The following is a 17948-nucleotide window of genomic DNA, read 5'->3' on the forward strand; positions in this document are numbered from 1 at the left end:
TCGTTGAACAAAGTCGCTTTCGGTGCGACCGGAAGACGGGTCATACGCCAGGACGGGTTAACATTCTCGTCTGGATTTGGGACTGACCGGGAACGGGACGCTTTGACTCGCGAAAGTGAAAGGACCAGTTTCAAGGACATGGTGAGCAAAGTGGGCGAGAGTGATTCGCAAAGACGAACGGGAGGGCAGATTCCCGGCGCTCCGGCGAGCCCGGCCTTCACGATCACCGCAGCCGAACCCTCGGCGATACCCGTGCTCGTTGCCGTCCCCCATGCGGGCAGGGTCTACCCCAGCGGCCTGCTGCGAGAGATGCGCCATCCCGAGTCGGTCTCGCTGCGGCTGGAGGACCGTTACGTCGATCGTCTTGGCGAGGAGATCGCGGCGCGAACCGGGGCGAGCCTGCTGATAGCCCATGCGCCCCGGGCAATGGTCGACCTCAATCGCGCACCCGACGATATCGATTGGGAAATGTTCGAGCGTTCGGCGCGGCCCGAGCGCGGCGGCGATATGCCGAGCCGGCGGGTCCTGAGCGGGCTGGGGCTGATTCCGCGGCGTCTGCCTGGCCTGGGCGAACTGTGGCGTTCTCGCCACGCTCGGCAGGATCTCACCGCCCGGGTCGATGGCATTCACGCGCCTTATCATGAGGCCCTGGCCGAGCAGTTGGCCATTCTGCGTGAGCGCTGGGGGGCGGCGCTGCTGCTGGACCTGCATTCGATGCCGCCGTTGCCGAGTCGATTCGGCGTGACGGGTGCGCAATATGTCGTCGGCGATCGCTTCGGTGTCACTTGTCACGGCAGCGTGATCGCCACGGCCTTTGCCCATTTCGCGGAGCAAGGCCTGCCGTCTGCACACAATCGCCCTTATGCCGGGGGTTACGTCCTCGAACGCCACGCGCAGCCGCAGCGCGGTCTGCATGCTTTCCAGCTCGAGATCGACCGCAGTTGCTACCTCGATGCGCATCTTGCCGAGCCTGGCGAGGGGCTGCCGCGAGTCGTCGATGTGCTGGTGGGCCTGATCAGGCGTCTGGCCGCGGTTGTCGCCGATCTCGGACAGGCGGCGGGGGGCAGGGACTGGCCGCTTGCGGCGGAGTGATTCGAGCGTAATCTCTGGAGAAATCCGGCTGATTTCAGCGGGTTTCGACGGTCTTCGAAGTTTCCTCAGGCCATTAAAAAACCACCTCGTGCGATGCACGAGGTGGCCAAGGTTCAGGGAGGAGGTGCACGATGTGCACCAACCCGACCGGGCCATGAGGGTAGCGCCGATCAGGCATTGCAATGATATGCAGGCCTGAGGCGAGATTCAAGAACTTCTTTAAAACAAATCGGAATCGCTTTGCACTAAGTTTCCGACGCGACCGTGGCGAATTGGACGAGAGTGTGACAAATTTGTCAAAACCCTCGTCCGCATCGGTTTTTCGGTCAGGCGTTGGCGGGAACCAGCGGACCCTTGCCCTGGCTGATCTGGCGGCCGAAAATGTCACGCACGAGTTCGAGCGAGAACAGGTGTGCGTAGATCAGCGGCAGCATGCCGTTCTGGTTCCACTGGCGAAGGACATCGCCGCGCATCTCGCGCAGCTTTTCCTCGTTGACCATCTGGAAGCCGCGATAGTTGAACGGCTGGCCCTGGCCGGTCTCGATGTTCAGCTCGCCGTCCATCAGCAGGTCGTGCTTCTTGAGCTCGGCGATGAAGTTGGCGGTCTTGTTGCCCGCGATCTCGAAGTTCTCGCAGAACTTGAGCATGTTCTTGGTGGCTTCGGCCGGATCCGCGCCGTCGAAGAGCGCCTGGCCTTCGTCAAGCTCGCCGACGAGTTCGCTGGTCGGGTCGAAGCACAGCGAGAGTTCCTCGCTGTCCGGGCGCAGCTTGGCGAGCATGAAGGGATAGCGGCGGACATAGGCCGGAATGTAGACCGGGGAGTTCACGGTGCCGTCTTCGTCGACGAACACGTTCACGCCCTCGTTCATGCCCATCAGGGCAAGCGGGACCGGATTGTCGCCGGTGGTGAAGATGATCGGGAAATTACGCTGGGCCTGCGGGAATTCCTCGACCGTAAGCGGGATCGAGTTCACGCCGACCAGCCAGGTGGCCTTGTCGGTCGCGCGCGTCTTCCACGATGCATGCTGCTGCGAATTGAGCGGGATAAGGTCCTTGTAGAACAAGGGCAGGGCAGAATTTTGCGGCGCGCTGGCCATTACGATCTTCTCCGCAGGCTGGGTAGATTTTTGGATAGGTCGCTTTAGTGGCTGCCTTGCAGGCGCGCAAGCGCGCTGCCCGCGTTGCGCACGGGCAGGCGGTGCCATTGCGCAGCTTTGCTCAGATGAGCTTGCCGGGGTTGAGAATGCCCTTGGGATCGAGCGCCTGCTTGACCGCGCGCAGCATCGAAAGGGCGACCGGATCGCCCAGGCGCGCCAGTTCGTCGCGCTTCATCTGACCGATGCCGTGTTCGGCGGAAATCGAACCGCCCCACTCGGTTACGAGGTCGTGGACGTAGCGGCTGATCTCCTTGCCAGGGCCGGTCTGCCAGCCGAGCGCATCCTCCGCATTGGGGGCAATGACGTGGTAGTGCACATTGCCGTCGCCCAGGTGCCCGAACGCGACCGCCTCGGTTCCCGGCCATTTCGCCTCGATCATCGGCGCGGTCGTCTCGACGAATTCGGGCATCTTCTCGACCGGCACGGAAATGTCGTGCTGCATCGCCGGTCCGCGCTCGCGCTCGGCGGGAGAAATCGATTCGCGCAGCAGCCAGAAGGCTTCGGCCTGGGCTTCGCTGGCCGACATGACGGCGTCTTCGACCAGCTCGTTCTCGAAGGCCGAGGCCATCATGTTTTCGCACCGTTCGCGCAGGGTATCGGCCGCTGAGCTATCGGCCACGACCTCGATCAGCACGTGCCAGCCATGTCGCCCTTCCAGCGGGGAGCGGGAATCGGGCAGGTGGTCGAGCACGGCATCGAGGCAGGCCTGCGGCAAGACTTCAAAGCCTTCGAGGGCATCGCCCATCGCCTCTTCGCAGAACAGCATCAGCTTGCGCGCCTCGCCAAGGGTGGGCACGCCGGCCCAGATCACGACGCGGTCCGCAACGGCGGGAAGCAGCTTGAGCGTGGCCGCGGTGACGACGCCCATCGTCCCTTCGGAGCCGATCAGCAACTGCTTGAGATCGAAGCCCCGGTTGTCCTTCTTCAGCGGCGTCAGCATCGAGAAGACCTGGCCGTCAGGCAGGACAGCCTCAAGACCCAGGACGAGCGCACGCATGGAGCCATGGCGCAGGACCTGGCAGCCGCCGGCATTCGTGGAGATCAGGCCGCCCACGGTCGCAGAACCCTTGCCACCCAGAGTGAGCGGAAAGCGCAGGCCCTTGGCATCTGCCGCTTCGTGCAGCGTCTGGAGCACCACGCCAGCCTCGCAAGTGGCGCGGCGGCCTTCGACGTCGATCTCGCGGATCGCATTCATGCGCCGCAGCGATAGGACGACGGCCGTGCCCGATTCGTCCGGGGTGGCCCCGCCCGACATGCCGCTGTTTCCGCCTTGCGGCACGATCGGCACGTCATGGGCGTCGCACAGTTTGACGAGAGCAGCGACTTCGGCGGTCGTGGCGGGAGAGGCCAGGGCGATCGCGCGCCCGGTATAACGACCGCGCCAGTCGGTCAGCGACGGCGCAACGAGGTCCGGGTCGCGCGTGATTCCGCGCGGGCCAAGCAGGGAGAGGGCTTCTTCGAAAAATGTGTCGGAACCGGTCATGGGGGCGCTATGCCACAGCGATCTGGCCGTTTCATCCTCAATCCTTGCAAATGCTTGGTGGCATTGCCTAGCCTTGCACGGTGCAACGAACTTCCGTTTCAAGTTAAGCGGTGGTTCAAGCTCATGGGCTATGGCTGCATATGCGGCATGACCGTGTCCAGGGAACCTGCTCGACGATGAATCTTGCGACTGCGATGCTTTATCCGATCATGGTGCTGCTTCCGGCAGTCGGCCTGGTCGATGGCGAACGGTCGAAGGATAAGGGTGCGTTCGATGCCGCGTGGCTTTCGGATGAGGACGGCTCGGCGGTCTATTCCTGGCGCGAAACCGATGCGCCCGGGGCAGACGATGAACCGCAGGCGGCGCTTTCGGCGTGGCCCTTCACGGTCTCGGCCTTTCAGCGGGTGGAGCCGCCGGACGCCTGGCAGGTGAGGATCGAGCAGCGCATGACGATCCGCATCACCCCGCGCAGCCCGCGCACTGCGCCGCCGGACATGTTCGTTGGCTTGCCCGACGGAGAGATCGGTTCGCACTTTTCCGAGCGCAAGATCGGCAAGTGCCTTTCCATAGCCGGCATTGTGGGCGTCCAGCCCGATGGCGACAATCGGCTGCTCCTGTTCATGCGCGACCGGCGGCTGGTCAGCGCCGAACTGGAGCGGGCCTGCAGGGCGCGGGACTTCTATTCGGGCTTCTACCTGTCGCATACGTCCGACGGACAATTGTGCATCGATCGCGATACTTTGCTTTCGCGCAGCGGCATGAATTGCAAACTTACCCGTATCCGCCAATTGGTTGAAGTCGATCACTGAGCGATTTCACGCAGCTCTTTCGCGGATTTCCTTGACTTTTATACTGGATCACGCATAGGGCGCGGCCAGTTGCACAAACGATGCGCGCGGTGATGCAAAATCCCGCTAGCTTCCTTGCGACCTGTTACTCTCGTATTTCCGGAAACTTGTTCGCCTATGAACTTTGCCGATCTCGGCCTGTCTGAAGAATTGCTGCAAGCGGTGGAAGCCGCGGGCTATACCGAACCGACTCCTATCCAGGCCCAAGCGATTCCGCCGGTCCTGATGATGAAGGATCTCATCGGCATCGCCCAGACCGGCACCGGCAAGACGGCCAGCTTCGTGTTGCCGATGATCGACATTCTTGCGCATGGCCGCCGCCGCGCGCTGATGCCGCGCTCGCTGATCCTCGAGCCGACTCGCGAACTTGCCGCCCAGGTTGCCGAGAATTTCGAGAAGTACGGCAAGAACCACGACCTGAAGATGGCGCTGCTCATCGGCGGTGTGCAGATGGGCGACCAGGTGAAGGCTCTGACCGAGGGCGTGGACGTTCTTATCGCCACGCCGGGCCGCCTGATGGATCTGTTCGAACGCGGGAAGATCCTGCTGACGGGCTGCGAACTGCTCGTCATCGACGAAGCGGACCGCATGCTCGACATGGGCTTCATCCCCGACATCGAGAACATCTGCTCGAAGCTGCCGACCAATCGCCAGACGATGCTGTTCTCGGCAACGATGCCGCCGCCGATCAAGAAGCTGTCGGACCGCTTCCTGTCGAACCCCAAGTACATCGAAGTGGCACGCCCGGCGACGGCCAACATCAACATCGTCCAGCACAAGGTTGCCGTGACGGCCCGCAAGAAGCGCGAAGTCCTGCGACACCTGCTGCGGACCGACAATGTCTCGACCGCCATCGTCTTCTGCAACCGCAAGACGACCGTGCGCGAACTGGCCAAGAGCCTGAAGGGCCACGGCTTCGGTGCCGGCGAGATCCATGGCGACATGGACCAGCCTGCGCGCCTCGCCGAACTCGACCGTTTCAAGAGCGGCGACGTGAACATCCTCGTCGCCTCCGATGTGGCGGCCCGGGGTCTCGACGTGAAGGGCGTGAGCCACGTCTTCAACTTCGACACGCCCTGGCACCCAGACGATTACGTCCACCGCATCGGTCGCACCGGCCGCGGCGGCGCTTCAGGCCGCGCATTCACGTTCGTGGCGCCCGAGGATGCCGAAGCTATCGACAATGTCGAGAAGCTGACCGGGCACAAGATACCGCTGTTCGATCTCCAGACCGAAGAAGCCGAAGAGGCGCGCGAGGAGAAGCCGAAGGCGCGCCGTGCGTCCAGAGAGACGGCAAGGGATACGGACAGGCGCGAGGTTCCCGAAAAGCGCGAGGTTCCGGAAAAGCGCGAGGAGTCGGCCAGGCGTGCGCCGCGACGTGAAGCGCGTGCACCTGCCGAGGAGCCACGCCGCGAACGCCGCCAGCGCCGTAGCGAGGCCGAGCCCGCCGATGACGGCTGGAACGGTCCGGTTCCCGAATTCCTCAAGGTCTCCGCACTGGCCTGAGATTGCGGTCGCGCGGTCGAGACCGGTCGCGCGTGATCGCGCGGCGGTGACCGTTCCGGTTCCGCCGCCGCGTCAGGCGATCTTGACGAAGCTGTCGATCACGCGCTTGCGGCCCGACTGCTCGAAGTCGATCTCCAGCTTGTTGCCTTCCTGCCCGGCCACGGTGCCGTAGCCGAACTTCTCGTGAAACACGCGCGCGCCGATGGCGATATCGGTGCGCGGCTTGGCCGCGAAGCTGGCCGCGCTGCGCGTCGTCTCGGCGATCCGGCGGGGTTTCGTTTCGAATTCGCGTGCGGCAGCCCGCTGCCAGCCCGGGCCGCGCGTCATCGTGCGCGCGGGTTGGGCGCGGGCGACGTCGGCGAAGGGATCGGCATGTTCTGACCACTGCGCGCGCCACAGCGAAGCACCGCCGGTGAGCGTCGTCTCGCTTTCGACGTGATCTTCGGGCAATTCGGCGATGAAGCGCGAGGGGATCGAGCTGGTCCACTGGCCGTAGATGCGGCGGTTGGCGGCGTGGAGGATGGTGCACTTGCGGCGCGCCCGGGTGATCGCGACATAGGCAAGGCGGCGTTCTTCCTCGAGGCTGGCAAGGCCGCCTTCGTCCAGCGAACGCTGCGAGGGAAATACGCCTTCTTCCCAGCCCGGCAGGAATACGTGGTCGAATTCCAGGCCCTTGGCGGCGTGCATGGTCATGATCGTGACCTTTTCCTCGTCGCTGGCCGCGTCGTTGTCCATGACGAGGCTGACATGCTCGAGAAAGTCGCCGAGGCTTTCGTACTCTTCCATGGCGCGGGCAAGCTCGACAAGGTTTTCCAGCCGTCCGGAGGCTTCGGCTGTCCGCTCGGCCTGCAGCGCGTCGGTATAGCCGCTTTCGTCGAGAACGATGCGCATCAGGTCCGCCGGGTTCTCCGTCTTCTCCAGATCGCGCCACCGGGCGAAGTCGCGCATCAGCGACAGGAAAGTGTTGCGCGCACGGGCGGGCAGTTCGTCGGTATCGACGATTTCGATGGCGGCCGCGGCAAGAGGGATGCCCTGGCGGCGCGCGAGCTGGTGCAGCTTCTCCAGCGCCTTGGCGCCAAGTCCGCGCTTCGGGGCATTGTAGATGCGCTCGAAAGCGAGGTCGTCGGCGGGCTGGGCGATAACGCGCAGGTAGGCCAGCGCATCGCGGATTTCGGCGCGTTCGTAAAAACGGAAACCGCCGACGATCCGGTACTTGAGGCCGATCGAGATGAAGCGGTCTTCGAACTCGCGCGTCTGGTACTGCGCGCGCACGAGAATGGCCATCTGGTCCAGCGGGGCGCCCTCGCGCTCGAGCCGCTCGATCTCGTCGCCCACGCGGCGCGCTTCTTCCGGTGCATCCCAGACGCCGATCACGCGCACCTTGTCCCCGGGGTGGCGCTCGGTCCACAAGGTCTTGCCGAGGCGCTGGCTGTTCTCGTTGATGAGGCCCGAGGCAGCGGCAAGGATCTCGGGCGTCGAGCGGTAGTTCTGTTCGAGCCGGATCACTTTCGCGCCGGGAAAATCCTTTTCGAAGCGCAGGATATTGGCGACTTCTGCGCCGCGCCATGAATAGATCGACTGGTCGTCGTCACCCACCACGCAGATGTTCTGGCGGCCCTGCGCGATCAGGCGCAGCCACAGGTACTGGACCTGGTTGGTGTCCTGATATTCGTCCACCATGACGTACTTGAAGCGCTGCTGGTACTGCTCCAGCACCTCGCGATGGGTGCGCAGGATGTTGAGCATGTGCAGCAGCAGGTCACCGAAGTCGCAGGCGTTGAGCGTCTTCAGGCGGTCCTGGTAGAGGCTGTAGAACTTCTGGCCGCGGCCGTTGGCATAGGCTTCGTTTTCCGCTGCATCGAGATCCTGCGGATTGAGCCCGCGGTTCTTCCAGCGATCGATGCACCCGGCAAGCTGGCGGGCGGGGAAGCGCTTTTCATCGACGCCTTCGGCCTGGATGAGCTGCTTGAGCAGGCGCAGCTGATCGTCGGTGTCGATGATCGTGTAGTTGGGTTGCAGCCCCACCAGTTCGGCATGGCGGCGCAGCATCCTGGCCGCGATGGCGTGGAAGGTGCCGAGCCACGGCATGCCCTCGACCGCGGGGCCGACGAGCTGGCCGACCCGGTCGCGCATTTCGCGCGCGGCCTTGTTGGTGAAAGTGACGCACAGCACTTCGCTTGGCCATGCAAGGCGATTGCGGATGATGTTGGCAAGACGCCGGGTGAGGGCGGCGGTCTTGCCCGTGCCTGCGCCTGCCAGCATCAGGACCGGCCCTTCGGTGGTCAGCACGGCCTCCTTCTGGGGCGCGTTGAGGCCGTCGATCAGGGGATCGTTGCTGGCGGCAGGCATGCCGCTGGGCGAGGTATCTTGCAGGCTGTTCACACGTGAACAACTAGGGAACGGAACATCGCGGCGCAAGGCCGCTTTGCCGCATGAATGGAACATTCCCGGGCGTGAAACGTCGGTTCGGCAACGGATACACAGTGGAGAGAGACCATGCGAAAATCGATTCTCGCAGGCGCATCGGCGCTTGCTCTGGCGGCCTTGCCCGGTGCGCTACTGGCCCAGAATGCGCCGCCTGCAGCCGCCGATCCGGCGCAAGTCGCCTCGGCGGCGCCGGTAACGCTGACGCCGGAGCAGAAGGCCTTGTACGACGGCTGGCCGGCAGACCGTCAGGCCGAGTACGATGCCTGGCCGGACGAGTACAAGGGCTACTACTGGACGCTCGTTCCCGAGCGGCAGGAAGGGTACTGGGCCCTGACGCCCGACCAGCGCGGACAGGTCTACAAGATGAGCCCGCAGCAGCGTGAAACCGCGTGGGCGTCGATCATCCAGCAGCTCAACGGCGAAACTCCCACAACCCCTGCAACCCAGGCGAATCCGCCCGGCGAGGGCATGCCGACTGCCGGGGTGCCCGCGCCGCAAGCGGCCGAACAGGCCGTGCGCCCCGCGATGCCTGCGGACGAAAGCTATCAGGGCGGCCCCTACAAGGGGGCGCTTACGCCGCCGCCTGCCTCTGCGATGAACAAGGATTATCCGGTCTGCAGCAAGACCGTGCAGGACAGCTGCCGCAATCCCGGTGGCAAGTAACGGCCCCGGTTTTTTGAGTACGAAAAGGGTCCCGCCGCGTGGCGGGGCCCACTTCATATCGGCGCAATATCAGGATTCGATGCGGCGCAGGATGTGGAGCCGTGCCTTGCCGACATCGCGTACGGCGTCGGTTTCGAACCCGCGGATCGAAACGTCCTCGCCGCGCGCCGTCTCCAGGCTCACCCAGGTGGTTTCCCCGATCCAGCCGAGTCGCGTGAGCTTGTCCACGGCGACCGCACCGGCTCCGGTATCGTAAGGCGGATCGAGCAGCACGAGGTCGAGCGGCTCCTTCGCCGGACCCAGCGATAGTGCCGAGCAGGCCCGAACGTCGCATTGCGACTGGGCCTGCAGGTTGGCGATGTTGCGACGGATGGCGCGGATCGCGGCAGCGTCCTGATCGACGAAGAGGCAATGCGCCGCGCCGCGCGACAGGGCTTCGAGGCCGAGCGCGCCGGAGCCTGCGAACAGGTCGGCGACCTTCAGTCCTTCGAACGTGCCGAGGCGGCTCGTCAGCATCGAGAACAACGTCTCGCGGGTGCGGTCGGCGGTCGGGCGCGTCGTGTCACCTTCGGGCGCAGCCAGCTTGCGCCCGCGCCAAGCGCCGGCAACGATTCGCAGGCCGGTGCTTGTGCCCTTCATTCGCCTTTGCCCTTGCCGAGGGAGCGGCGGAAGGTCTCGAGATCGCGCTGCGAAACTTCTCCGACCGTGCCCTTGGGCAGGTCGCCCAGCACGAAGGGGCCGTAGGAAATGCGCAGCAGGCGGCTGACCTTCAGGCCGAGATGTTCCAGCACGCGGCGCACTTCGCGGTTCTTGCCCTCGGTCAGGGTCATTTCGATCCACTGGTTGCGTCCCGTCCGACGTTCCATGTTCGCGTCGATCTTGCCGTATTGGATGCCGTCGATCTCGATGCCGTCGATCAGGTCCTCGAGCTGGGCCTGCGTGATATCGCCGAAAGCGCGGGCGCGGTAGGTGCGCGGGACGCCGTTGGCGGGCAGTTCCAGCTGGCGCTTGAACTCGCCGTCGTTGGTCAGCAGCAGCAGGCCCTCGGTGTTGAGGTCAAGTCGGCCGATCGGCATGACCCGGCCGCTGCCGGCAGGCAGGGCATTGCGCAGGGCATTGTAGATCGTCGGGCGGCCGGCGGGATCGCGCTCGGCGGTCAGCAGTCCGGCAGGCTTGTGGAAGACGAACAGGCGGGTCGCCTCGGGTGCCTTCACCGGCTGGCCGTCGACGGTCACGCCGCGCAGATCCTTCAGGACCGTCGAGGGCGCGGTAATCGGCTCGTCGTCCAGCTTGACGCGGCCCTCGGCGATCATGCGTTCCGCTTCGCGGCGGCTGGCGACGCCAGCGCGGGCGAGCAGCTTGGCGATCCGTTCGCCCTCGCGCTCGGGCAGCGAGGGATCGCGGGGCGTCGGCGGTGCGGCCGGGCGCGGGACGCGAGGCTTGCGCGGCGCATTGCCGCGCGCGTCGTCGCCGCCGGGACGGCTTTTGTCGCTGCCGGGACGGCCGTTCTCGTTGCCGGATCGGCTGTTGAAGGGACGCTTGCTGCCGGTGGCCGCGCGCGGGCGTCTCGGTTCACCGGGTTTCTGGGGAGGTCTGGCCATGGCAGCGCCTTAGCTGTTGATCGCCGGTTCATCCAGCCTTCCCATACAGGTGGGGGCTGCGTATCCCGAAGCCCCGCACGCCGATGGAGTTTCATGAATGGCCGCAGCCGCGACAGATCAGCCGAAGAAGCCGGGCTGGCGCCGCGTCCTTCGAGCACTCGGGAACCGCAAGACGGGTTTCATGGCGCTGTTCGGCTTCGCATCGGGCCTGCCTTACGCGCTGCTGCTCGGCACGCTCTACGCATGGCTGTCCGACGCCAAGGTCGATCTGGAGACGATGGGCGTCTTCTCGCTGATCGGCCTTGCCTACTCGTTCAAGTTCCTCTGGTCGCCCTTGCTCGACCGGGTGGAACTGCCGCTGCTCAAGCGGCTCGGCAAGCGCAAGCAGTGGATCGTCTCGGCGCAGCTCATGCTGGGGCTGATCCTGCTGGTCCTTTCGACCCTCAATCCGCTCACGGCCCTTGGCTGGTTCTCGCTGCTCGCCGGGATCGGCGCCTTTGCGTCGGCAACGCAGGACGTCGTCGTCGATGCCTGGCGGGTCGATGTCGCCGACGAGGAAGCGACGATCGACATGCTCTCGACCGTCTATCAGATGGGCTATCGCATCGCGGCGCTGGTCGGCGGTGCGCTGGCGCTGTTCTTGGCTGAGCGCACAGACTGGCCGACGGTCTATGCGACGATGGGGGCAATCATTGCGCTTGTCGGCGTGCTGGGTCTCTTCGCGCCCGATGCCGAGGTTACCGCCGCCACGATCGGCGCTGCCGAAGATGAGCTGCTGGCACTGCGCGAAGTGGGCGAGATCGATCCGCGCGTGCGCAAGTGGGCGCTTTTCGGCATCGGCCTGCTCTGGGCCTGGGCGCTGATCACGGTGGGCCTGTTCATGGTCCGCTCGCTTGGCAGCGATCCGGAAACACGCCCCGATTCGGTCGCCTTCATCGCCACGAAGGGACCGCTTGTGGTCATCGCCACCGTCGTCGTGCCGGCGCTGGTGGCTGCATGGCTGGTGCGCATGAAGGACAAGGGGCGCTACGTGCTGACCGCCGCGAGCCCCGCCCGCAGCGCGATGGACCGCTTCGTCGACCATGGCTACCGCGCCCTGATCCTGCCCCTGACCGATTTCGTCGGGCGACTGGGCTGGGCGGTCATCCTCGTTTTCGCACTGGTGCTGACCTACCGGATCACCGATGCGATCTGGGGCAGCTTTGCCTATCCGTTCTACCTTGGCGAACTGAAGTACTCCAAGGACGAGGTCGCGATTGCATCCAAGTTCTTCGGCGTCGGCGCACTCGTCGTCGGGCTGGCGCTGGGCGGAACCTTGCTCACGGTCATGGGACGCATGGCCACGTTGACCTTCGGTGCGCTGATCGCCGCGCTGACGAACCTGCTCTATGCCGACCTTGCCCTGGGCGGCGCGCGTATTGCCGCCGTCAGCGATGCGAGCGGCTTCACCTGGCTCGTCTCGCACCTTGGCGGAGACCAGCGGCTGGCCAAGCTGATGCTGGCGATCGCGGGCGAGAACATTGCCGTGGGCATCGCCGGCGCGGCTTTCGTCGCATATCTCTCCTCGGTCGTCGCCAAGGGCTACAGCGCCGTCCAGTACGCCTTGCTGTCATCCCTGACCTTGCTGGTCGGCACGCTCGGGCGCGGCGCGCTGGGGCAGATGATCGAGGAATACGGCTATTATCCGGTGTTCCTGCTCACCACGGCCATGGGGATGGTCGCGGTCGTCCTGTGCCTGATCGAGTGGGCGCGCGTTGCAAGGCTGGGCCGGGCATCGGGCATCGACGCGACCGCGCTCGAAGGCGCCTGACCGGCTCGATCCTGCGCTGAGCCATTCAAGCCATCGCGCGGCGCCAGCGTGAGCCGGGGCGGCGCCTAGTCGGGAATTTCGTCGTTGTCCCGCAGCACCGTACCGGCGAGGTACAGCGAGCCGCCGATCAGTACGACGTCATCCTGCTGCGCATCGATCCGGAGCGCTGACAGCGCCTCGCGAACATTGGCCGCTGCAACGGGGGCGGGGATATCCGGGACCTGGCGGAAGGCTTCGACGTCATGGCAATCGTGGCCGGGCACCGGCACGACCGTGACGCTGGCAAGTCTTTCGCGCAGCGGTTCGAGCAAGGCCTGCGGGGCCTTGTTGGCCAGCATGCCGAGAACGAGGTGAACCCTGGTCGGCCGCCGGAAATGCGTGGCGATGGCGTTGCCGGCGTCCGGGTTATGCCCGCCATCGAGCCAGCAAGCGGTGCCTGCAGGAAGCAGCGCTGTCAGCGGACCTTCGCCGAGCCGTTGCAGGCGGGCAGGCCAGCTGGCTTGGACCATCGCCTCGGCATAGGCGTTTTCCGGGATGTCGACGGCCTGCTGGTGGCGCAGCATGGCGATGGCCAGTCCGGCGTTCACGCCCTGGTGCAGGCCCGGCATGCGGGGCGTGGGCAGCGACAGGCTGCCTTGGGCGTCCGAGTACGTGAGCCCTTCGGGCGAAGCGACGATCGTCCAGTCCTGGCCGCGGCGGATCACCGGCGCGCCGACGATGGCGGCCTGCCCCTGGATCGCCTGATTCATCGCCGGTGTATAGTCGAGCGTGACCAACGCCGCGCCGGACTTGGCAATGCCCGCCTTCTCGAAGGCGATACGGGTCATGGCATCGCTCGGCACATTGTCTTCGGGCGCGAGGAGGAAAGCCTCGTGGTCGATGCCGAGCGAGGCGATGCCGCCCACTACCGGCGTCTCGATGACATTGGTCGCGTCGTAGCGGCCGCCAAGGCCGACCTCGATCACGCAGGCATCGGCAGGATGGCGTGAGAAGGCAAGGAAAGCCGCCGCGGTCGACACTTCGAAGAAACTCGCGCCGATCCCGGCGGCCTCGGCCACGTCCAGCACTTCGTCCAAGTGCCGGGCCAGCGTTTCGTCCTCGATCAGCTTGCCCGAAACACGGATGCGTTCGTTGAAGCGCACGAGATGCGGGCTGGTGAAGACGTGGACGGTTCTGCCGACCGCTTCCAGCGCGGCGCGCAGGAAGGCGCAGGTCGATCCCTTGCCGTTGGTCCCGGCGACGTGGAACACCGGTGGCAGGTTGCGCTGCGGATTGCCGAGCCGCTCGAGCAGCACGCGCACAACGTCGAGACCGATGCGGCCCTGCGGCACCGAAAGGGCGCCGAGGCGATCGAGCTGGGTCTGGACGCGGGGGTCGTCCGAAACCGCAAAGTCGCGCATGGGATCAGCGTGCCGAATGTACCGCCTGGGCCAAGGCCGCGGTCAGTTCGCGCAAAGGACCCGCGGCATTGTCGCCATGCTGCTTGACGAGGTCGATGAAGGCCGAGCCGACGACCACGCCATCTGCGACCTTGGCGATCTTCCCGGCCTGCTCGGGCGTGCGCACCCCGAAGCCGACGGCCACGGGAATGTCCGATGCGGCCTTGAGCCGGGCTACGGCGTCCTCGATCGAGGCCTGCGCGGCCTGCTGCATGCCGGTGATCCCTGCAACCGATACGTAGTAGAGGAAGCCGGAAGAGCCTTCGAGAACGGTCGGAAGACGGGCAGTGTCGGTCGTCGGCGTCGCCAGGCGGATCAGCGAAACGCCGGCCTCGCGCAGCGCCGGACCGAGTTCGGGGTCTTCCTCGGGCGGAATGTCCACGCAGATGACGCCGTCGACACCGGCCTTGCGGCATTCCTGCGCGAACCATTCCGACCCGCGAATCGTCATCGGGTTGGCATAGCCCATCAGCACCAGCGGTACTTGCGGGTGGCGGGCGCGAAATTCGGCGGCCATGCGGAAGATGTCGGCCGTGCGCGTGCCCTTGGCGAGACTGCGCAGGTTCGCTTCCTGGATCGCGGGGCCATCGGCCATCGGATCGGTAAAGGGCATGCCCAGTTCGATCACGTCGGCGCCGCCTTCGACAAGCGCGTCGAGATTAGCTGCGGTATCGCCGTCACCGCCGGTAATGAAGCAGACGAGCGCAGGGCCCTTGGAAAAGGCAGTTTCGAAGCGGGTCATGTCTTAGAGTTCCACTCCCAGCGCTTCGGCGACGGTGAAGATGTCCTTGTCGCCGCGGCCCGAGACGTTGACGACGAGGATCTTGTCCTCGTCCATTTCGGCAGTGAGCTGCGGCAGGGCGGCCAGCGCGTGAGCGGTTTCGAGCGCCGGGATGATCCCTTCGAGCGCGCAGCACAGCTTGAACGCCTCGAGCGATTCGTCATCGGTGATCGGCACGTAGCGCACGCGGCCGCTTTCGTGCAGCCAGGAATGCTCGGGCCCGAGGCCGGGATAGTCGAGACCGGCGCTGATCGAGTGCGCCTCGGTGATCTGGCCGTCCTCGTCCTGCAGCAGGTAGGTCTTGTTGCCGTGGAGGATGCCGGGCTTGCCGCCGGTTAGGCTGGCAGCGTGCTGGCCGGTTTCGATACCGTGCCCCGCCGCTTCGACACCGACCATCGCTACTTCCGGATCGTCGAGGAAGGGGTGGAACATGCCGATCGCGTTCGATCCGCCGCCTACGCAAGCCAGAACCAGGTCGGGCAGGCGGCCTTCGGCTTCGAGAACCTGCTGGCGGGTCTCGTTGCCGATCACGCTCTGGAAGTCGCGCACGAGTTCCGGATAGGGGTGCGGGCCTGCCGCGGTGCCGATGATGTAGAACGTGTCGTGGACGTTCGCGACCCAGTCGCGCAGCGCCTCGTTCATCGCGTCCTTCAGCGTTTCCGCGCCGCTGGTGACGGGCTGGACCTCGGCGCCAAGCAGCTTCATGCGGAACACGTTGGGCTTCTGGCGCTCAACGTCCTTGGCGCCCATGAAGATCGTGCAGGGCAGGCCGAAGCGCGCGGCGACGGTTGCCGTGGCCACACCGTGCTGACCGGCGCCGGTCTCGGCGATGATCCGGGTCTTGCCCATGCGGATCGCCAGCAGGATCTGACCGATGCAGTTGTTGATCTTGTGCGCGCCTGTGTGATTGAGGTCTTCGCGCTTGAAGTAGATCTTCGGGCCCTTGCCCCGGGGCGCCAGCTTGCGGAAGTGCTCGGTCAGGCGCGGCGCGAAGTAAAGCGGGTTCGGGCGACCCACGAAGTTCTTCAGCAGGTCCTGGAACTCTTCCTCGAACGCCGGATCCTGCTTGGCCTTGCGATACTCCTTCTCGAGATCGAGGATCAGCGGCATCAGCGTTTCGGCGACGTAGCGCCCCCCGAACTTGCCGAAGTGACCGGTTTCGTCGGGCTGGGAACGCAGCGAATTCACGGGCGTGATGGAAGTCATAATCGGGCCGATTGGCAGAGGAGCGCGGCCAAGTCCAGAGCCTTCGCGCACTGGGAGATTCACTCACGAATTCAATTGCAAATTATGCATCTGCACGTGAGCATATAACACGATAGTGTCCTTAAATGGCCGATTTGTGACACTTTCGACCTTTTCTGAATAATTTTGTTCATCTGGCGGCAAGGATGCGGGGCCCAGCGGGGCGGTCCCCGATGAGGGTCGGGGGAAGAATACTGGAGTTTAAAAATATGCGTATTGCACTTGTCTCGCTCGCCGCGGTTGCTGCCGCAGCTGTTGCCACCCCCGCCATGGCCAACGAAGCCCGTATCGAGGCGCGCACCGGCCTTATCTGGAACGGCAGCGACAGCGACGCAGTTGCGGGCGTCGCAGCCGGCTACGACTACGACTTCGGCGACAAGTTCTTCGTCGGCATCGAAGGTTCGGCTGACAAGATCCTGACCGACGACACCCGCGTTTCGTGGGGTGCTGGTGGCCGCGCCGGCGTCAAGGTCCTCCCGGGCAGCAAGCTCTACGCTGCGGCCAACTGGCAGTCGAAGCCCTGCCGTTACTGCAACAGCGCCGTCGGCGTTGGCGGTGGCTGGCAGCAGGACCTCGGCCAGAAGATCTATGCCAAGGTCGAGTACAAGCACCAGCTCATCGGCGACAACACCCCCGATGCCGATCTCGGCCTCGTCGGCGTTGGCGTGAAGTTCTGATTTCGGGCCCAGGCCTGAACTGAAATCGCTCCTCGGAGCGTAAGCCAGGGGAAGGGCGGTCCATGAGGGGCCGCCCTTCCTCTTTGTGCGTTCAGCGCGCCTGGACTGCGCGGCAGAAGGCGGCGATCAGGTCGTCGTCCTTGACGCCGGGCGCACTTTCCACGCCCGAGGACGTGTCGACGAGCGGCGCTGCAGTCAGGTCCAGCGCTTGGGCGACATTGTCGGGCGTCAGGCCGCCGGCGAGCCCCCAGGCCACTGGGCCCTTCCAGTTCGCCACCAGCTTCCAGTCGAAGCTCAGCCCCATGCCGCCGGGCAGGGTGCCCGCAGGCGTCTTGGCGTCGAACAGAACCCGGTCGACGGCACCGGCATAACTATCGGCGCGCGCGACGTCCGTTTCACTCGCCACGGAAAGCGCCTTCCAAACGGGAATGCCGAAGCGTGCGCGCAGTTGGGCGGCACGCTCGGGCGTTTCCTTGCCGTGGAGCTGCAGGACGTCGAGCCGAGCTGCGGCCACCGCTTCGCCGAGCATGGCATCGTCGGCATCGACGAACAGGCCCACGCGGGCAATGCGCCCCTGTGCACGGGCGGACAGAGCTGCAGCTTCAGCAGTCGTGACATTGCGCGGGCTCCTGGGGAAGAAGACGAACCCGGCAAAGGCGGCGCGCGCGCGGATCGCCGCATCGAGCGAACCGGGTTCGCGGATTCCGCAAATCTTGATCTCGGGTGTTGGCATCGCGCAGTCGTCGCCTATGTAATGGCCCCCAGTCATTGCCGGGGACGAAGATGTACCGTGTCGCGCGCTATCTAATGCCATTTGCCGCCGCCGCAATGCTGGCGGGCTGCGGGATCAAGGAGTCGGTGAAGGACGCGAGGGTCGAAGTGGGCCAGTTCCACGCCGCGCTGGATGGTGGGCAATGGAAGAAGATCTGGATCTCAGCGGATCCCGATCTTCGCAAGAACACGCAGAAGGCGAAGTTCGAAAAGCTGCTCGAGGCGGTCCATCGCAAGCTGGGCGGCGTGAAGGACAGCCAGCAGGTCAGCCTCAACGTGAACACCGGAACCGGTGGCACTTTCGTGACCGTGATCATGCAGACCACGTTCGAGAAAGGCACCGGCACCGAGGAATTCGTTTATCGTCGCGGCGAGGGGAATGCGTTGGCGCTGGTGCGCTACGACATCCAGTCGCAGGACATGATGTTGAACTGAGGACGATGCCCGG

General features: G+C 65.1%; 16 protein-coding genes. 7 read left to right on the plus strand and 9 right to left on the minus strand.

Going from position 1 to position 17948, the window contains the following annotated elements:
• The first annotated feature begins 138 nt into the window (after positions 1-138).
• Entirely contained in the window at positions 139-1092 is a 954-nt protein-coding gene (locus JI59_RS01335; protein WP_052117814.1) for an N-formylglutamate amidohydrolase, read from the plus strand.
• A 326-nt stretch (positions 1093-1418) separates the two neighbouring features.
• Here the strand turns inward: JI59_RS01335 and JI59_RS01340 are convergent, their stop codons facing one another.
• Together JI59_RS01340 and JI59_RS01345 are read right to left on the minus strand one after the other, a co-directional pair.
• Positions 1419-2189, minus strand: a complete 771-nt coding sequence (locus JI59_RS01340; protein WP_007014794.1) for a SapC family protein — start codon at positions 2187-2189, stop codon at positions 1419-1421.
• 121 nt (positions 2190-2310) lie between these two features.
• Complete coding sequence (locus tag JI59_RS01345) at positions 2311-3732, minus strand: FAD-binding oxidoreductase (protein ID WP_007014795.1); 1422 nt, start codon at positions 3730-3732, stop codon at positions 2311-2313.
• Between the two features lie 176 nt (positions 3733-3908).
• Here JI59_RS01345 and JI59_RS01350 point away from each other — a divergent pair, with 176 nt between their 5' ends.
• Together JI59_RS01350 and JI59_RS01355 are read left to right on the plus strand one after the other, a co-directional pair.
• Positions 3909-4541 carry a hypothetical protein gene (locus tag JI59_RS01350; RefSeq protein WP_007014796.1) on the plus strand — a complete coding sequence of 211 codons (633 nt, stop codon included), beginning with the start codon at positions 3909-3911 and terminating at the stop codon, positions 4539-4541.
• A 156-nt stretch (positions 4542-4697) separates the two neighbouring features.
• Positions 4698-6086, plus strand: coding sequence for a DEAD/DEAH box helicase (locus JI59_RS01355; protein WP_007014797.1), 1389 nt, complete (start codon positions 4698-4700; stop codon positions 6084-6086).
• A 72-nt stretch (positions 6087-6158) separates the two neighbouring features.
• Here JI59_RS01355 and JI59_RS01360 read toward each other — a convergent pair whose 3' ends face one another.
• Entirely contained in the window at positions 6159-8435 is a 2277-nt protein-coding gene (locus JI59_RS01360; RefSeq protein WP_038576778.1) for an ATP-dependent helicase, read from the minus strand.
• A 147-nt stretch (positions 8436-8582) separates the two neighbouring features.
• Between JI59_RS01360 and JI59_RS01365 the strand changes: the two genes are divergently transcribed.
• Entirely contained in the window at positions 8583-9176 is a 594-nt protein-coding gene (locus JI59_RS01365) for a hypothetical protein (RefSeq protein WP_007014799.1), read from the plus strand.
• A gap of 69 nt (positions 9177-9245) precedes the next feature.
• Here JI59_RS01365 and rsmD read toward each other — a convergent pair whose 3' ends face one another.
• Both rsmD and JI59_RS01375 read right to left on the minus strand, forming a co-directional pair.
• On the minus strand, positions 9246-9815 hold the full coding sequence (gene rsmD, locus JI59_RS01370; RefSeq protein WP_007014800.1) for a 16S rRNA (guanine(966)-N(2))-methyltransferase RsmD: 570 nt from the start codon (positions 9813-9815) through the stop codon (positions 9246-9248).
• On the minus strand, positions 9812-10777 hold the full coding sequence (locus tag JI59_RS01375; RefSeq protein WP_007014801.1) for a pseudouridine synthase: 966 nt from the start codon (positions 10775-10777) through the stop codon (positions 9812-9814). The genes rsmD and JI59_RS01375 overlap by 4 nt, the downstream gene beginning before the upstream one ends.
• A 97-nt stretch (positions 10778-10874) precedes the next feature.
• Between JI59_RS01375 and JI59_RS01380 the strand changes: the two genes are divergently transcribed.
• The gene (locus JI59_RS01380) at positions 10875-12587 is read left to right on the plus strand and encodes an AmpG family muropeptide MFS transporter (RefSeq protein ID WP_007014802.1); all 1713 of its coding nucleotides are present in this window, start codon (positions 10875-10877) and stop codon (positions 12585-12587) included.
• A 65-nt stretch (positions 12588-12652) separates the two neighbouring features.
• Here JI59_RS01380 and JI59_RS01385 read toward each other — a convergent pair whose 3' ends face one another.
• The 3 genes from JI59_RS01385 to trpB are packed head-to-tail and all read right to left on the minus strand — an operon-like array spanning position 12653 to position 16013.
• Complete coding sequence (locus JI59_RS01385) at positions 12653-13987, minus strand: bifunctional folylpolyglutamate synthase/dihydrofolate synthase (protein ID WP_007014803.1); 1335 nt, start codon at positions 13985-13987, stop codon at positions 12653-12655.
• A 4-nt stretch (positions 13988-13991) separates the two neighbouring features.
• Positions 13992-14768: a tryptophan synthase subunit alpha gene (gene trpA / locus JI59_RS01390; protein WP_007014804.1), complete on the minus strand. Its 777-nt coding sequence runs from the start codon at positions 14766-14768 to the stop codon at positions 13992-13994.
• Positions 14769-14771: 3 nt separating this feature from the next.
• Positions 14772-16013 (minus strand): tryptophan synthase subunit beta, encoded by a 1242-nt coding sequence (gene trpB, locus JI59_RS01395; protein ID WP_038575352.1) that lies wholly within the window; start codon positions 16011-16013, stop codon positions 14772-14774.
• 248 nt (positions 16014-16261) lie between these two features.
• On the opposite strand from trpB, the gene JI59_RS01400 reads away from it, so the two are divergent.
• On the plus strand, positions 16262-16729 hold the full coding sequence (locus tag JI59_RS01400; protein ID WP_007014806.1) for an outer membrane protein: 468 nt from the start codon (positions 16262-16264) through the stop codon (positions 16727-16729).
• 91 nt (positions 16730-16820) lie between these two features.
• Here the strand turns inward: JI59_RS01400 and JI59_RS01405 are convergent, their stop codons facing one another.
• Positions 16821-17462, minus strand: a complete 642-nt coding sequence (locus JI59_RS01405; protein ID WP_038575354.1) for a phosphoribosylanthranilate isomerase — start codon at positions 17460-17462, stop codon at positions 16821-16823.
• Positions 17463-17512: 50 nt separating this feature from the next.
• On the opposite strand from JI59_RS01405, the gene JI59_RS01410 reads away from it, so the two are divergent.
• Complete coding sequence (locus JI59_RS01410) at positions 17513-17935, plus strand: DUF4019 domain-containing protein (protein ID WP_007014808.1); 423 nt, start codon at positions 17513-17515, stop codon at positions 17933-17935.
• Positions 17936-17948: the final 13 nt, after the last annotated feature.

Origin of the sequence: Novosphingobium pentaromativorans US6-1, from assembly GCF_000767465.1 — a bacterium.
In the GTDB taxonomy this organism is placed as follows: domain Bacteria; phylum Pseudomonadota; class Alphaproteobacteria; order Sphingomonadales; family Sphingomonadaceae; genus Novosphingobium; species Novosphingobium pentaromativorans.

Excerpts from the sequence above, each read along its gene's own strand:
- JI59_RS01335 (WP_052117814.1), top strand. The coding sequence starts at position 139 with ATGGTGAGCAAAGTGGGCGAGAGTGATTCGCAAAGACGAACGGGAGGG.
- JI59_RS01340 (WP_007014794.1), bottom strand. The coding sequence starts at position 2,189 with ATGGCCAGCGCGCCGCAAAATTCTGCCCTGCCCTTGTTCTACAAGGAC.
- JI59_RS01345 (WP_007014795.1), bottom strand. The coding sequence starts at position 3,732 with ATGACCGGTTCCGACACATTTTTCGAAGAAGCCCTCTCCCTGCTTGGC.
- JI59_RS01350 (WP_007014796.1), top strand. The coding sequence starts at position 3,909 with ATGAATCTTGCGACTGCGATGCTTTATCCGATCATGGTGCTGCTTCCG.
- JI59_RS01355 (WP_007014797.1), top strand. The coding sequence starts at position 4,698 with ATGAACTTTGCCGATCTCGGCCTGTCTGAAGAATTGCTGCAAGCGGTG.
- JI59_RS01360 (WP_038576778.1), bottom strand. The coding sequence starts at position 8,435 with ATGCCTGCCGCCAGCAACGATCCCCTGATCGACGGCCTCAACGCGCCC.
- JI59_RS01365 (WP_007014799.1), top strand. The coding sequence starts at position 8,583 with ATGCGAAAATCGATTCTCGCAGGCGCATCGGCGCTTGCTCTGGCGGCC.
- rsmD (WP_007014800.1), bottom strand. The coding sequence starts at position 9,815 with ATGAAGGGCACAAGCACCGGCCTGCGAATCGTTGCCGGCGCTTGGCGC.
- JI59_RS01375 (WP_007014801.1), bottom strand. The coding sequence starts at position 10,777 with ATGGCCAGACCTCCCCAGAAACCCGGTGAACCGAGACGCCCGCGCGCG.
- JI59_RS01380 (WP_007014802.1), top strand. The coding sequence starts at position 10,875 with ATGGCCGCAGCCGCGACAGATCAGCCGAAGAAGCCGGGCTGGCGCCGC.
- JI59_RS01385 (WP_007014803.1), bottom strand. The coding sequence starts at position 13,987 with ATGCGCGACTTTGCGGTTTCGGACGACCCCCGCGTCCAGACCCAGCTC.
- trpA (WP_007014804.1), bottom strand. The coding sequence starts at position 14,768 with ATGACCCGCTTCGAAACTGCCTTTTCCAAGGGCCCTGCGCTCGTCTGC.
- trpB (WP_038575352.1), bottom strand. The coding sequence starts at position 16,013 with ATGACTTCCATCACGCCCGTGAATTCGCTGCGTTCCCAGCCCGACGAA.
- JI59_RS01400 (WP_007014806.1), top strand. The coding sequence starts at position 16,262 with ATGCGTATTGCACTTGTCTCGCTCGCCGCGGTTGCTGCCGCAGCTGTT.
- JI59_RS01405 (WP_038575354.1), bottom strand. The coding sequence starts at position 17,462 with ATGCCAACACCCGAGATCAAGATTTGCGGAATCCGCGAACCCGGTTCG.
- JI59_RS01410 (WP_007014808.1), top strand. The coding sequence starts at position 17,513 with ATGTACCGTGTCGCGCGCTATCTAATGCCATTTGCCGCCGCCGCAATG.